Origin of the sequence: Streptosporangium sp. NPDC005286 (genome assembly GCF_040607515.1) — a bacterium.
Taxonomy (GTDB): domain Bacteria; phylum Actinomycetota; class Actinomycetes; order Streptosporangiales; family Streptosporangiaceae; genus Streptosporangium.
In genome coordinates, this window is record NZ_JBEXGU010000119.1 from 15,705 (window position 1) to 29,539 (window position 13,835).

Below are 13,835 nucleotides of genomic sequence, written 5' to 3' on the forward strand. Positions count from 1 at the left end.
GAAGCGCGGTCGCGGATGCCTCACGACACCCGCGACCGCGCTTCGCGCGATCATGCCTGGAGGTCCAGGACACCCGTCACATCGTGATGTCCTCCAGCATCTCGGTGACCAGCGCCGCGATCGGCGAGCGCTCCGAGCGGGTCAGCGTGACGTGCGCGAACAGCGGGTGCCCCTTGAGCTTCTCCACCACCGCCACGACGCCGTCGTGCCGGCCCACCCGCAGGTTGTCGCGCTGGGCGATGTCATGGGTGAGGACGACCCGGGAGTTGGCACCGATCCGGCTCAGCACGGTGAGCAGCACCCCGCGCTCCAGCGACTGTGCCTCGTCCACGATGACGAAGGCGTCGTGCAGGGAACGGCCGCGGATGTGGGTGAGCGGAAGCACCTCCAGCATGCCCCGGTCCATCACCTCCTCGATCACCTCGGGCGTGGTGACCGCGCCCAGGGTGTCGTAGACGGCCTGGGCCCACGGGCTCATCTTCTCGTTCTCGGAACCCGGCAGGTAGCCCAGCTCCTGGCCGCCCACGGCGTACAGCGGGCGGAAGACGATGACCTTGCGGTGCTGGCGGCGCTCCAGCACCGCCTCCAGGCCCGCGCAGAGGGCGAGCGCGGACTTTCCGGTGCCCGCCCGGCCGCCCATCGAGACGATGCCGACCTCGGGGTCCATCAGCAGGTCGAGCGCGATCCGCTGTTCGGCGGAGCGGCCGTGCAGGCCGAACACCTCGCGGTCGCCGCGCACCAGCCGCACCGACTTGTCGGGCAGCACCCTGCCCAGCGCCGACCCCCTGCTCGACAGCAGCCGCAGGCCGGTGTGGGTGGGCAGGTCGCGAGCCTCCTCCAGGTCGGCGGTGCCGTGCTCGAAGAGCACCTCGACGTCCTCGGAGGTCACCTGGAGCTCCGCCATGCCTGTCCAGCCGGACTCGACCACGAGTTCGGCACGGTACTCGTCCGCGGCGAGACCGATGGAGGCGGCCTTCACCCGCATCGGCAGGTCCTTGGAGACCAGCACCACGTCGTGTCCCTCGGCGGCGAGGGTACGGGCCACGGTCAGGATGCGGGTGTCGTTGTCGCCGAGCCGGAACCCGACGGGCAGGATGGACGGGTCACTGTGGTTGAGCTCGACCCGGATGGTGCCCTCGCCGATCGGCATGGGCTCGTCCAGCCGTCCGTGCGTCACCCTCAGGTCGTCGAGGTACCTCAGCGCCTTGCGCGCGAAGTATCCGAGCTCTGGATGATGGCGTTTGCCCTCCAACTCGGTGATGACGACGATCGGGATGACCACCTCATGCTCGGCGAAACGGCTCATCGCCGTTGGATCCGCCAGGAGCACCGAGGTGTCCAGGACGTACGTGCGCCGCTTGACTGCCGGCGACGTGGGTGAGGACGAAGGGTTTGCCACGCGTTCTCCCCCGGGCGCCAAGGACGGCGCCCTGCCATGAGCTGGGATGCGGACCGGCCTCGGACCCGCTCACGAGAATGCCGAGCAGGGACCGGTGACCGGCCCTCCTCAGCGAATCGTGACGCAAAGGCGGGCCCTCTCCGGCGTAGGTGAGTCGTGCTCTCCTACTTCTTACGGTACGTCCTGAATGCCCTACTTCCAACTGCTTAAGACTGACCGAAAGGGGTCGTTCATGTGGTGTTTCAGGAACCGTACCTACGGTGTCGCGCGGCGTACGAGCGGAGGGCCCGCAAGAAGTCGACCCTGCGGAAGTCAGGCCAGTAGGCCTCGCAGAAGTAGAACTCGGAGTGGGCGCTCTGCCAGAGCAGGAAGCCGGAGAGCCGCTGCTCTCCCGAAGTACGGATGACCAGATCCGGGTCGGGCTGGCCGCGCGTGTAGAGATGCTTCGCGATGTGCTCCACATCGAGGACCTCGACAAGGTCCTCGATGCTCGCGCCCTTGCTCGCGTGCTCCTGGAGAAGGGAGCGCACCGCATCAGCGATCTCACGCCTTCCTCCATACCCAACGGCAACGTTCACAATCAAACCGGGACGATGTGATGTCGCTTCTTTTGCATCTTTAAGCACACGAGCCGTGTGATCCGGCAAAAGATCTAGCGCCCCCATGGGCTTGATGTGCCAGCCGTCGGCCACGAGTTCCTGGACCACGTCCTCGATGATCTTCATCAGGGGGTCCAGCTCGTCCTTGGAACGGTTGATGTTCTCGCTGGAGAGCAGCCACACGGTGACGACCTCGACACCGGCCTCGCGGCACCAGCCGAGCAGCTCCGAGATCTTGTCCGCGCCCTTGCGATGCCCGCGGCTCACGTCGTCGATGCCCATCGAGCGTGCCCAGCGGCGGTTACCGTCAACGATCACGCCGACGTGCCGGGGAAACATCTCCCGCTGACGGGACAGCTTCGCTTCGAGCCGGCGCTCGTAGAGTCGATAGACGAGATCGCGCACGCCCATTGGAGCCCCTCCCTCAGCACCCGCCATGAATGGGCGCTGACAGGCAATTATCGCCGTCCCGCGGACCCCTCCGCCCCCTCTACAGGGATCTGGCCGACTTGCCCGGCTTGTATGGTCCTAGGCATTCTTCGGCCTCTGTGATGATTTCTTCCACGAAAACCCCCAGCTCAGCCGAGGTGAGCACGGCGCGCATACCCACTCCGCCGCCGCCCCACGCCTCCAGGAACGCTCTCCTGGTGAGCCGCCATGCCCCGGCCGGTCCTCGCCGTCCGGGAACCCAGATCGGAATGGTGCGCAGTTGGCAGCGGAGTTCGCCCCCGCCGACGACACCGTTCCTGGCCCGGTAACGAAAGGCGAACAGTTCCGCGTCGCCGGGGAAGCGGTCGTCGGGATCGGGCCACCGCGCCTCGTGGCCGGCGCGGGCCTCGGCGACCCCGCGCGCCAGGCGGGTGAGAATCCAGCCGCAGCGCTCGCCCACCGTCCCGTACAGCGCGCCGTCGCGATGGAGTTCGAGCGTTATCTCGTACGGCATACCGACACTGTCCCGGCACGCCACCGGCGTAACGGTCAGATAAGAACCATCAAGACAACGCACTCCCCCCACCTCAGAGAGGGTATCCCCGGCTCAGACCATCAAAACGTGATCAACGCCATCCATGTCCCCGCCAGCCGGGTGGCTGGTGCCATTCGGTCCATCCGTACCCCAGGCGCCCGTCCTCGGCCTCGAACCGGCACAGGGCACGCGGGAAGCGGGCGATCTCCCCGTCCGGCGACGTCATGGCGACCGGGGCGAAGGCGAGCGGGACGACGGTCATCGGCATCCCCGGCACCTCCAGCCGCGCCCCGGACGGGAATCCGTCCTCCCCGAACTCGCTCGCCGCGGTGAAGCCCTCACGGTGCTCCAGCGCCCCGCCCGGCGGAGCCGTGAAGCAGGGCCAGGGCATCTCGAAACCGACGTTCGCCCGCATGCCGTGGAAGAACGTGCCGTCGTCGAGCCGGCCCGAACTCCACAGCCACGACAGCTGCCACCAGTCACGCTCTCCCCAGCTGTGATCGCGCTCACCATGGCCGGAGAAGGCGATCTCCTCACCACCGACCCGGATGGTCCCCGCGACCTCGCAGGGGACCTCGTAGCGCGGGACGAAGCCGTAGGGGTAGGCCTCACCGGCACTCCGCCACTCCAGGTCGAACGCCAGCGGGGTCGTGGCGGCGCCGTCCAGGTCCCGGTACGCCAGGGCGGGGTCGGAAAGGACGGCGGCCGCCCCGGCCTCGAGGCTCACCCGCAGGGACCGCATGGGGAGCGTCACGTCGTGGGTGGCCTGGAAGTCCTCGCCCCGCACCGCGAGGTCGGGACCGGGGAGCGGGACATGGTGATCGACCAGCAGCACCGTGGGCCTGCCGGCGCCGACCAGGCACGCCCAGTACCAGGCGCGGTTCCAGTTGGGATACAGGCCCAGCCGGACGTAACCGGCGAGCGAGCCGTCCTCGGCCGTGAAGTCGAGGTAGACCGACTCGCTCCACAGCGGCTCGGCACCGGCCGGATGCGTCCCCTCGTCCTCGGGGCGCAGCGGCCAGGTCGCGTGATCGGCGAAATTCCCCACGGTCACTCCCGGCACAGGCACTCGATCAGGTACCGGCTCAACCTAACCGACGGCGCCTCCGCCGCACAGAGTCCTCGGTGCTCTCGGCGCCCTCGGCAGCCGTCGTTCCGGCCTTCCGGCCCCTGGCACCGGCTGAACGGCGCGCGCGCGAGGAGTGCACGGCCAGGCGTAGCGCGATCAGCCCGGCGACCAGGAGGAGCACGACGAGCACGGTGATAATGATCTTGGTGATGTGCATGCCGACCTCCGGGATGACGTCCCTTCCCGAGGTCCACTACCCAGGGGACGAACATGGACGAACAGGGAAGGCCACAAGTTTCTAACGGCGCCTGGCGAAGGGCGACCATCGGCGGGGCCCGGGGGCCGGCTCAACGGCGATGGACTCCTCCGGCAGCCGCCCCGCCGCGCGCAGCCGATCGGCGAAGTCGCGGGCGTCGGCGTGCGAGCCGCCCGGCGGCCTGGGGCGGCCTCGCGCGTACGCGTCGAACTCCGCGGCGAAGCCGTCGCCGAGCAGCGCGGCCAGGTCGGGCCGGAGACGGGCCACCGTTCTGCGCCGCTTGGAGATCAGGCTCGACTCCTGGATCAGCAGTCGCTCCCTGTCGAACCCCGGCGGCGCCTCCTCCCCCGCCACCAGGGCGGCCATCAGCGCCGCCTGTGCCCCGGCCAGTGCCTCCCTGGCCGCGTCCTCAGACACCGGACATCGCGCTGCGGATCCGGCCCAGCTCCCGCTCCAGCGCGCCGTCGCTGGGGTAGTCGTCGTCCCATTCGAGCAGCACCCCCGGCGGATCGACCCTGGCGCACAGCTCCGAGAGGATGTCCAGCACCTCCTCGGGGACGTGGGCGGTGTGGGTGTCGTGCCACAGCCCCCCGCGGGAGTGGCCCCCGGCGACATGGACGTAGGCGAGTTCGGACAGCGGCAGGCCGTCCAGCGCGGCGGTGGCCGACAGACCCAGGTTGATCTGGTTCGTATAGAGGTTCGCCACGTCGACCAGGAGCCCGACGCCGGTCATCTCCACCAGCTCTCCGAGGAAGGCGGCCTCGGACATCTCGTCCTCCGGCCAGCCGAACAGGGCTGCGACGTTCTCCAGGGCCAGCGGGACGGGAAGCGCCTCCTGCGCCCGCCGCACGTTCTCCGCGACAACGGCCAGCGCGGCCCTGGTACGCGGCACCGGCAGTAGGTGGCCGGCCTCCATGCCGCCCGCCCTGACGAAGGCCAGGTGCTCGCTGACCAGCGGCGCCTCCAGGGCACGCGCGCAGTCCGCCAGCCGCGCCAGCCGCCGGGGGTCGGGATGCTCGGCACCGCCGATACCCAGCCCGACGCCGTGCGGGATCACCGGCACCCCCCGGGCGCGGAGCACCCGCAGCGACTCGGGGAGCCGGGCCGGGTCGATGTTCTCGGCGACGACCTCGACGAAGTCGACCCCGGGCAGCCGTTCCACGGTCAGGTCGATCTCCGGCCGCCAGCCGATGCCCACACCCGGCTCGACCACCGCCGGGAGCACCCCGTCGGTGACCGTCCTCACCGCGGCGACCGGGGGACGCTCACCCACCGCAACCGCCCCCGCCACACCCACCACCGGACCCACCACCACAACCGCCACCGTCACTCGACCCGCCACCGGAGTCGCCCCAGCTCCCGGATCCGAAGTCACCGCCGCCGCCGCCACCGCAGGCGCCGACCGCGCAGCCGCTCCCGGAACCACTCACGCTCTGGCGCTGGAGCTCCTCCACAAGGCCCGGCTCGTCGAGCTCCCCCAGCCCGTACAGGGCGACGGGGATGCCGACGGCGAAGGCCAGGCCGGGCGTGACGGGGCGGGCGCCCCGGACGTAGATCCTGCGGGCGGAGGCGAGCACGTCGTGGCCCGCGCGGCTCAGGACGTCGCGCAGTAACCGCTTGTGCCGCGCGTAGACGGAGAACCCGAAGAGCGCCGCGATCAGTCCCACCAGCAGCGCCGCGGTGCCGAGTCTCCCTCTGGCGCCCGTGACCAGGATGCCCACCGTGAGGACCAGCGCGACGATCGAGGTGACCAGGAGCCGGTTCAGCAGTCCCCGCGCGTGGTCGAGCGCGTTCTCGGGCACCAGCAGGCCCAGCCCCAGCAGCCGGTAGTGCAGGCCGTCGACGGCCTGTCCACCGGCCACCGCGTGGCGGAGCTCGCCCACCGGGGCGACGCCTCCACGCTGGGCGAGCGCCGCCGTGACGGCGTGCTCGATCGGGTCGGAAGAGGGCGAGGCCCCGGCGACCAGACTGACCTGACCGCCCCGCGAGACCCGGATCACCCCGGCTTTGGCCAGCATGCCGAGCGCGGTGTTGACCACTCGGCGCGGGCCTCCGGAGAGGTAGGCGAGCTCATAGGGGGTCGGTGGCCCGCCGTAGTGGCGGGTCACCGCCGAGCGGACCCGGCGATGCTCACGACCAAGTGTGAAGGCCGTGGAGACGATGGCCAGGGCCGCGGCGAAGGCGATGACGAACAGCGGGAACCCCATGTCCGCCTCCTCGGGGGAAAGGGATCGCAGGCGTGACGTCCCGTGTATCCGGTTGGACGCGCAAAGCCTGTCAGAAGTTTCCCCCGTCTTCGACCCCTTTGCCGGTGTCAGCCCAGACGGGCGACGAGTGCCTCGTACTCTTCCCAGAGCTCACGGGGCAGGTGATCGCCGAAGGTCTGGAAGAAGGCGGGCATGAGCGCCGCCTCCTGCCGCCAGATCTCCTCGTCGACGCTGAGCAGCGTCCGCATGTCCTCCTCGGAGACCGCGAGGCCGTCGGTGTCGAGCCCGGCGGGGAGCAGGCCGATGGGGGTGCGCACCGCCTCCGCCTGGCCGTTGAGGCGGTCGACGATCCACTTGAGCACGCGGGAGTTCTCCCCGAAACCGGGCCAGATGAACTTGCCCTCGTCGTTCTTGCGGAACCAGTTCACGTAGTAGACGCGCGGCAGCTCGGCGTTCTCACGCTGGCCGATCTTGAGCCAGTGGGCGAAGTAGTCGCCCATGTTGTAGCCGCAGAAGGGCAGCATCGCGAACGGGTCGCGGCGCAGCTCGCCGACCTTGCCCTCGGCGGCGGCGGTCTTCTCCGAGGCGATGTTGGCCCCGATGAAGACACCGTGCTGCCAGCTCAGCGCCTCCGTCACCAACGGGACCGCGCTGGCGCGGCGCCCGCCGAACAGGATCGCCGAGATCGGCACGCCCGCGGGATCCTGCCACTCACGGGCGATCGTCGGGCACTGCGCGGCCGGGACCGTGAAGCGGGCGTTGGGGTGCGCGGCCGGCTCGCCGGACTCCGGCGTCCAGTCGCGGCCCTTCCAGTCGGTCAGGTGCGCCGGGGGCTGGTCGGTGAGTCCCTCCCACCACACGTCGCCGTCGTCGGTGAGGGCGACGTTCGTGAAGATGCTGTTGCCCCAGAGCGTCTCGATCGCGTTGGCGTTGGTGGACTCGCCGGTGCCGGGAGCGACGCCGAAGAAGCCCGCCTCGGGGTTGATGGCCCGCAGCTTTCCGTCGTCACCGAAGCGCATCCAGGCGATGTCGTCGCCGATCGTCTCGACCTTCCAGCCCGGGATGGTCGGCTGGAGCATGGCGAGGTTCGTCTTGCCGCACGCGCTCGGGAAGGCCGCCGCGACGTAGCGCGTCTCCCCTGCAGGCGGGGTGAGCTTGAGGATGAGCATGTGCTCGGCCAGCCAGCCCTCGTCCCGGGCCATCGTGCTGGCGATCCGCAGTGCGTAGCACTTCTTGCCGAGCAGGGCGTTGCCGCCGTACCCCGAGCCGTAGGACCAGATCTCGCGGGTCTCGGGGAAGTGGCTGATGTACTTGGAGGCGTTGCACGGCCACGGCACGTCGTCCTGACCGGGTTCGAGCGGGGCGCCGACCGAGTGGACCGCCTTGACGTAGCCGCCGCGCTCCTCGATGAGGCGCAGCGCGTCCTCGCCCATCCGGGTCATGACGCGCATCGACACGACCACGTACGGCGAGTCGGTGATCTCCACACCGAGCTGGGAGATCTCACCACCCAGCGGCCCCATGCAGAACGGCACGACGTACATCGTCCGGCCGCGCATGCTGCCCTTGAAGATCTCGCCGAAGGTACGGCGCATCTCGGCGGGGGCGATCCAGTTGTTGGTCGGCCCGGCATCCTCCTCGCGCTCGGAGCAGATGTAGGTCCGGTCCTCGACCCGGGCGACGTCGCTGGGGTCGGAGGCGGCGTGGAAGCTGTTCTGCCGCTTGGCCAGGCGTGTGAAGGTCCCTCGCTCGACCAGCAGGTTCGTCAGGCGCGTCCATTCGGCCTCGGAGCCGTCGCACCATTCGATCCGGTCCGGCTGTGTCAGCTCGGCGATCTCCCTGACCCATTCGGCCAGTTCCGCATGACTGGTCGGGCTGGTGGTGTTCACGTCTACGGTAAGGGACACTGCTCGGGCTCCTTTACGCTTCACGGGGCCAAAACATCATTAACGACGGAACCGCGCTTAATCCAATTGGCGTAGACCAGTGAATTCGCGCGATCAGATGTCAAGGCGCTTCCGGCCCGGCGCCCCCGAAGGCGTATGGCCTGGCAGGAGCCACAGGGTTCTGAAACCCCTACCCAGAAAAAACGGCCCTAAAAAAGCCTTTCCCGCAGTGGTATAGGCCAATGAGAAAGGTCTAAACCAATCAGCGGACAGGTTCAGACCAATTTATCGGACATCCCCGCTGCCCAGCCTCAGGAATTCACGTCGGGCCCGGCGGCCCGGACACGGTCGACGTGCCGTAGCGCGTCCCTCAGATCCGCCAGCCAGGTGTCGGTGTGGTCGCCCACCAGACGTACGCACCAGGCGAGCGCGTCACTGCGGCTGCGGGCCACCCCTGCGGCCACCAGGGTGTCGAGCACCCGGCGCTCCGACTGCCTGAGCCTGGTCATGACGGGCACCGACAGTGTGGTGAACATCACCGTCTCGCCGCCGACCGCGACCCCCCAGGAGACCTTCCTGCGGAATCGCTGCTCGGCCTCCAGCGCGATCTCCATGCGCCGCTCCCTGGTCTCCTCGCGGAAGCGCAGGATGCCGCCCTCCAGCGCGGCGGAACGCTCCACCTCCGAGACGTCGTCGCCGAGCACGGGAGCCCGGAGCCTGCCGACCACCGCGATCTCCTCGCGGTCCAGCACGATCTCAGGCTCGCCTTCGAACCATTCCCGGGGCAGCCTTCCCGAGAACCAGCCGCGCAGCTTCTCCATTGTTTTATCTTTTTCCATGTAATTTAGATTACAACGTTCACTGCCGCTGTCCATGGCGGCCCGCGCAGACGCGAGAATCGGCGAATGAGATCACCCCAACGCGCCGGAGGGCTGCGCGAGCGCAAGAAGGCGAAGACCCGCCGTGCGATTCAGGAGCACGCGCTGCGTCTGTTCGTCGAGCGGGGATACGAGGCCACGACCGTCGAGCAGATCGCCGAGGCGGCGGAGGTGTCGCCGAGCACCTTCTTCCGCTACTTCCCCACCAAGGAGGACGTGGTCGTCCAGGACGGGTACGACTCGCTGATCGTCTCCGCGCTCCGCGAGAGCAGCCCGGAGGCGACACCCGTCGACGCGTTCCGGCAGGCCGTACGGGCCGTGTTCGAGGGCTTCCGCGCCGAGGACTTCTCGCGGGCCGCCGCCATGACCCGGCTCATCCTCTCCGTGCCCGCGCTGCGGGCCAGGCGGCTCCAGTCCGCCGCCGGCACGCACGCGGCGATATGTACGGAGATCGCCTCCCGTACCGGCCGCGATCCCCACGACCTCGCCGTCGAGACCTTCGCCGCCGCGGTGATCGGAGCCATGCTCCCCTCCATCGCCCGCTGGGCCGCGAACCCCTCGGAGAACCTGCCCGACCTCCTCGACACCGCCCTCGTCCGGCTCGCCGCCGGCCTCCCGCTCACCGGCACGCAGTAGGCGAAAGATCCAAGGGACGGGGCCTAGCGGACGCGGGCGGCGACCGCCGGGCTGACCCGCACGGCCCCGGCGAAGTTGCGGGTGGTGACGGGGACGAGCTTGACCACGTCGCCGGTCCTGGGAGCGTGCAGCATCTTGCCGTCCCCCCAGTAGATCGCCACGTGCGAGACGTAGCCGGGGTTGGTGGGGTCGTGCCGCCAGAACAGCAGGTCCCCCGGCTGGGCCTGGGCGAGCGGGATCTGCGGGCCCGAGACGAACTGCTGGTGCGTCACCCGGGGCACCTTGATCCCCGCCTGGGCGTACGCCCACTGGACCAGGCCCGAGCAGTCGAAGCTGTCCGGACCTTCCGCGCCCCACACGTACGGGCGGCCGAGCTTGCTGATCGCGGCGGTGAGCGCGGTCCTGACCTGGGGCGTGGTCATGAAGGAACCGACCGGCCAGTTCGTGCTCCGGGGGACCGTCAGCACCGGGTTGATCACGGCGACCTGCCCTCCCTTGGGCAGTACGCGCAGGAGCGCGCGGCGCAGCTTCGCGGAGTCGGCCTTCGGGGCGCTCACCACGAGCGCGTTGTTCTCCGGGATGCCCAGTGCGCGGGCGGTCGGCCGGGAGACCACCGCGTCGATGGCGCCCATGCCCATCGTGGCGTAGGCGCCGACCCGCAGGTTCTGCCCGGCGGTGGTGAACGTCTTGCCCAGCGGCATGCCCCCGTCGTTGCCCAGGACGAAGGAGACGGCGACCTCCCCGGCCGAGACGTTCCGCCAGAGCCTGTCGGAGCGCGCCGTCGGCTTGGGGGTGTAGGCGCGGAACGTCGAGGGGTTCACCCCGAGCGTCTGAACCCGCTTGCCGTCCAGGATCACCTCCGCGGCGTCGGCGCGCTCCACCGCCCGCACCCCGGAGAGCTGGGCGACCTTGGCCACCACCGCCGAACTGAGCGGCCTGGGCGCCACGACGAAGAGATGCGGTTTCCGCATCGAGGTCAGCGGCGCCACCGGAGCGGGCGCCTGCGCGGGCTGGACGGGCTTCGCCACCTGGGTCGGCACGGTGGCGACGGACCTGCGCATGGTGACCGTCTCCGGATCGGCCTCCGGCATCTGCGTGTAGATCATCAGACCGGTGGCCAGCACGCCGACGAGCAGAACGGCGAGGATCGGGACCGCCTGCCTCATCAGACGGGCGGTGCGACGGCTGTAGCGGAGACGGGGACGGTAGGCGAGGTCCTGGCGGGCCTCCCGGATCAGGTCGGAGACACGTGGCCGCCGATCGAACACGACATATCCCCTTCTCCCACCGGGCCGGCCCTATGAGGGTGCCGTACACCGCCCGGCGATGCACGCAAACCCACCAAAAAGCGTCTTATCTGCAATACGGCCGCAAGACTACAAACCCTCCGCCAAATCTTCCAAGACATGGCAATCCGCCGGGACACCCGTCCCGGCGGATCAACAGATCATCGGAGTATGGGGAGGTCAGTTGCCGATGTACGGCACGGCCTCAAGGATCTCGACGGTGTTGGAACGGCCGTTCGGCATGGTGTAGGTCGCCTTCTCACCGATCTTCTTGCCGTTGATCGCCGAGCCGAGAGGCGACTTGGGCGAGTAGACGTCGATCGGGGCGCCGCTCTCCTCGCGGGAGGCCAGCAGGAAGGCGACCTCCTCGTCGTCGCCCTCGAAGCGGACGGTGACGGTCATTCCCGGGCCGACCACGCCTTCGGTGCGGGGTGCCTCACCGACCTTGGCGCTGTCCAGGATCTGACGGAGATGGAAGATGCGGGCCTCCATCTTGCCCTGCTCGTCCTTGGCGGCGTGGTAGCCACCGTTCTCCTTCAGGTCGCCCTCTTCGCGGGCCGCCTCGATCTTCTTGGCGATGTCGACGCGCCCGGGCCCCGAGAGATGCTCGAACTCAGCCTTCAGGCGGTCGTACGCCTCCTGAGTGAGCCAGGTGACGCTCTCGTTGTGGGAGTCGGCCACGGGTTCTCCTTGCTTCCTCTAGGGGGCTTCGTGCTTGGGGGTTGCGGACGGTCGAATCTCGACAGGCTAACAAGTTAGGCCTTCGTCCGCCTCCTCAAATGTCTCACTATACGAGATAGCAGTACTGGACATGAACGGAAGTGGCCTGAGCACTGGTCTCTAGCCGTTCGGTAAGCCGAACATACCCCTCACCAGCCGGGATATTGACCTCCTTGCTGCCGACCTCGACGTGGCTGACGTCGGTGGCCCGCAGGCGGCAGAGCGCCGCGCGCTCGGTTGGTTTGAAGACCTCGAACATGATCTGCGCAGAATCGCCGCGGCCGGCATCGAACGCGATGAGCTGGTCGATGACTTCCGTGTTGCCCTTGGACGCCCACATCACGTAGCCCCAGCCCCCCGCGCACACGGCGCAGAGGATCGCGATCACGACGTGCACGACGAAGCGTCCCCTGCGCTCCGGACGGTCGGGAAAATCGTCCGGGGTGCCGAGGATCGGGCCGTTCTGACGGCCCTTCTCGGCTTCGCTGGTGGCCATGACGGAATCTCCCTGCACTACCTCGGTGTTATCCGAGACAATTGTCCCCTGCGGGGGCCTCGCCCTCGCGACCGCCCAAGAGAAACTAACCTCTTTACAGAGTGACGTAAGCCGAGGGCGCGCGGGGCACCGCGTCGAGCGGAGCGGGGGATACGGCCAGGTTAGGCCGTCCGCGAGGCGACCGACGACGATCCGAAGCGCGACCGACACAGAGGAGACACCGAGCCCGTGAGTGCACCACTCAGGCTGATGGCCGTCCACGCGCATCCCGACGACGAGTCGAGCAAAGGCGCCGCCACCATGGCGCGCTACGTGGCCGAGGGCGTGGACGTGCTGGTCTGTACGCTCACCGGGGGCGAACGCGGGTCGATCCTGAACCCCAAGATGGAGCGCCCGGAGATCCTGGAGAACATCGGCGAGGTGCGGCGCCTGGAGATGGAGCGCGCCCGCGAGATCCTCGGCGTGCGGCAGCGCTTCATGGGGTTCGTCGACTCCGGCCTGCCCGAGGACGAGAGCGAACCACTACCCGAGGGCTGCTTCGCCCTGCAGCCCCTCCAGGTCGCCTCGGCCTCGCTGGTGGCGGCCGTCCGCGAGTTCAGGCCGCACGTCATCCTCACCTACGACGACGACGGCGGCTATCCGCACCCCGACCACATCATGACCAACCGGGTCTCGGTGGAGGCGTTCGAGGCGGCGGGCGACCCCGACCGTTACCCGGGCACCGGTGAGCCCTGGCAGCCCCTGAAGCTCTACTACCACATGGGTTTCACCAAGGACCGGTTCGAGGCGCTGCACGAGGCGATGAACTCCCGCGGCATGGGCTCCCCCTACGCCGACTGGATCTCCCGCTGGGAGGACCGCCCGCAGAAGTGGCCGGTGACCACCCGGGTTCCCTGCGGCGACTACTTCGAGATCCGCGACGAGGCGCTGCTCGCGCACGCCACCCAGGTCGATCCGGACGGCTTCTGGTTCGTCTGCCCGCGCGACCTGCAGCGTGAGATCTGGCCGACCGAGGACTACCACCTGGCCCGCGCGCTCGTGGACGTCGAGCTTCCCGAGGACGACCTGTTCACCGGAATCCACGCGGACACGGTCTCGCACGCCTGCCACTGACACGACCGGGAGGCGGCGGTGGCAGACTTGACGTGTGATTACACCTAACGTCCTCGATGAGTCCGTCGTCAATCCTGGCCTCGTGGGCTTCCTCGTCGTGGCGGCGATGGGAGTCGCCCTCTACCTGCTCGTCAAGTCGATGAGGAGGCAGATCTCCAGGATCGAGGTCCCCTCCGAGGCCGAGCTGAGGAAGCAGCAGAGCACCGCCGGCAGCACGACACCGACCGCCCCCTAGGGCCTGTCCCGCGGATCTTGCCGTGGCGAGGATCGGTCAGGTGGTGTCTCGCAAGGCGGAGGAGGGAGCCGCAGCGTGCTGCGGTGACCGA

16 protein-coding genes are annotated in these 13,835 nt (G+C 69.0%); 3 read left to right on the forward strand and 13 right to left on the reverse strand.

Going from position 1 to position 13,835, the window contains the following annotated elements; all coding sequences use genetic code 11:
- Positions 1–76: 76 nt before the first annotated feature.
- The 10 genes from ABZU75_RS32435 to ABZU75_RS32480 all read right to left on the reverse strand — a co-directional run bounded on the left by ABZU75_RS32435 (position 77) and on the right by ABZU75_RS32480 (position 9,201).
- Positions 77–1,399: a PhoH family protein gene (locus ABZU75_RS32435; protein ID WP_343977703.1), complete on the reverse strand. Its 1,323-nt coding sequence runs from the start codon at positions 1,397–1,399 to the stop codon at positions 77–79.
- A 242-nt stretch (positions 1,400–1,641) separates the two neighbouring features.
- The gene (locus ABZU75_RS32440) at positions 1,642–2,409 is read right to left on the reverse strand and encodes an isoprenyl transferase (RefSeq protein WP_343977706.1); all 768 of its coding nucleotides are present in this window, start codon (positions 2,407–2,409) and stop codon (positions 1,642–1,644) included.
- Between the two features lie 79 nt (positions 2,410–2,488).
- Complete coding sequence (locus ABZU75_RS32445) at positions 2,489–2,941, reverse strand: hypothetical protein (protein ID WP_355562552.1); 453 nt, start codon at positions 2,939–2,941, stop codon at positions 2,489–2,491.
- Positions 2,942–3,053: 112 nt separating this feature from the next.
- Complete coding sequence (locus tag ABZU75_RS32450) at positions 3,054–4,010, reverse strand: hypothetical protein (protein WP_355562555.1); 957 nt, start codon at positions 4,008–4,010, stop codon at positions 3,054–3,056.
- Between the two features lie 37 nt (positions 4,011–4,047).
- Positions 4,048–4,248, reverse strand: coding sequence for a hypothetical protein (locus ABZU75_RS32455; protein ID WP_355562557.1), 201 nt, complete (start codon positions 4,246–4,248; stop codon positions 4,048–4,050).
- A gap of 81 nt (positions 4,249–4,329) precedes the next feature.
- Positions 4,330–4,704, reverse strand: a complete 375-nt coding sequence (locus tag ABZU75_RS32460; RefSeq protein WP_355562560.1) for a hypothetical protein — start codon at positions 4,702–4,704, stop codon at positions 4,330–4,332.
- A complete protein-coding gene (locus tag ABZU75_RS32465; RefSeq protein ID WP_355562563.1) occupies positions 4,697–5,560 on the reverse strand; it encodes a DUF692 domain-containing protein in 864 nt (287 codons plus the stop codon). Before ABZU75_RS32465 ends, ABZU75_RS32460 begins: the two co-directional genes overlap by 8 nt.
- Positions 5,553–6,494, reverse strand: coding sequence for a TIGR04222 domain-containing membrane protein (locus ABZU75_RS32470; RefSeq protein WP_355562565.1), 942 nt, complete (start codon positions 6,492–6,494; stop codon positions 5,553–5,555). The genes ABZU75_RS32465 and ABZU75_RS32470 overlap by 8 nt, the downstream gene beginning before the upstream one ends.
- Before the next feature lie 107 nt (positions 6,495–6,601).
- A complete protein-coding gene (locus ABZU75_RS32475; RefSeq protein WP_355562568.1) occupies positions 6,602–8,401 on the reverse strand; it encodes a phosphoenolpyruvate carboxykinase (GTP) in 1,800 nt (599 codons plus the stop codon).
- Positions 8,402–8,691: 290 nt separating this feature from the next.
- Positions 8,692–9,201, reverse strand: coding sequence for a hypothetical protein (locus tag ABZU75_RS32480; RefSeq protein ID WP_355562571.1), 510 nt, complete (start codon positions 9,199–9,201; stop codon positions 8,692–8,694).
- An 84-nt stretch (positions 9,202–9,285) separates the two neighbouring features.
- Here ABZU75_RS32480 and ABZU75_RS32485 point away from each other — a divergent pair, with 84 nt between their 5' ends.
- Positions 9,286–9,894, forward strand: coding sequence for a TetR family transcriptional regulator (locus ABZU75_RS32485; protein ID WP_355562573.1), 609 nt, complete (start codon positions 9,286–9,288; stop codon positions 9,892–9,894).
- A 23-nt stretch (positions 9,895–9,917) separates the two neighbouring features.
- Here ABZU75_RS32485 and ABZU75_RS32490 read toward each other — a convergent pair whose 3' ends face one another.
- The 3 genes from ABZU75_RS32490 to ABZU75_RS32500 form a co-directional block, all read right to left on the reverse strand.
- Positions 9,918–11,162 (reverse strand): C40 family peptidase, encoded by a 1,245-nt coding sequence (locus ABZU75_RS32490; protein ID WP_355562576.1) that lies wholly within the window; start codon positions 11,160–11,162, stop codon positions 9,918–9,920.
- Positions 11,163–11,360: 198 nt separating this feature from the next.
- Positions 11,361–11,861 carry a transcription elongation factor GreA gene (greA, locus tag ABZU75_RS32495; protein ID WP_350950305.1) on the reverse strand — a complete coding sequence of 167 codons (501 nt, stop codon included), beginning with the start codon at positions 11,859–11,861 and terminating at the stop codon, positions 11,361–11,363.
- A 106-nt stretch (positions 11,862–11,967) separates the two neighbouring features.
- The gene (locus ABZU75_RS32500; protein ID WP_355562580.1) at positions 11,968–12,396 is read right to left on the reverse strand and encodes a DUF4307 domain-containing protein; all 429 of its coding nucleotides are present in this window, start codon (positions 12,394–12,396) and stop codon (positions 11,968–11,970) included.
- A gap of 228 nt (positions 12,397–12,624) precedes the next feature.
- Here ABZU75_RS32500 and mca point away from each other — a divergent pair, with 228 nt between their 5' ends.
- Both mca and ABZU75_RS32510 read left to right on the forward strand, forming a co-directional pair.
- Complete coding sequence (gene mca, locus ABZU75_RS32505; protein ID WP_350926718.1) at positions 12,625–13,509, forward strand: mycothiol conjugate amidase Mca; 885 nt, start codon at positions 12,625–12,627, stop codon at positions 13,507–13,509.
- A 34-nt stretch (positions 13,510–13,543) separates the two neighbouring features.
- Positions 13,544–13,744 (forward strand): hypothetical protein, encoded by a 201-nt coding sequence (locus ABZU75_RS32510; RefSeq protein WP_350926720.1) that lies wholly within the window; start codon positions 13,544–13,546, stop codon positions 13,742–13,744.
- Positions 13,745–13,835: the final 91 nt, after the last annotated feature.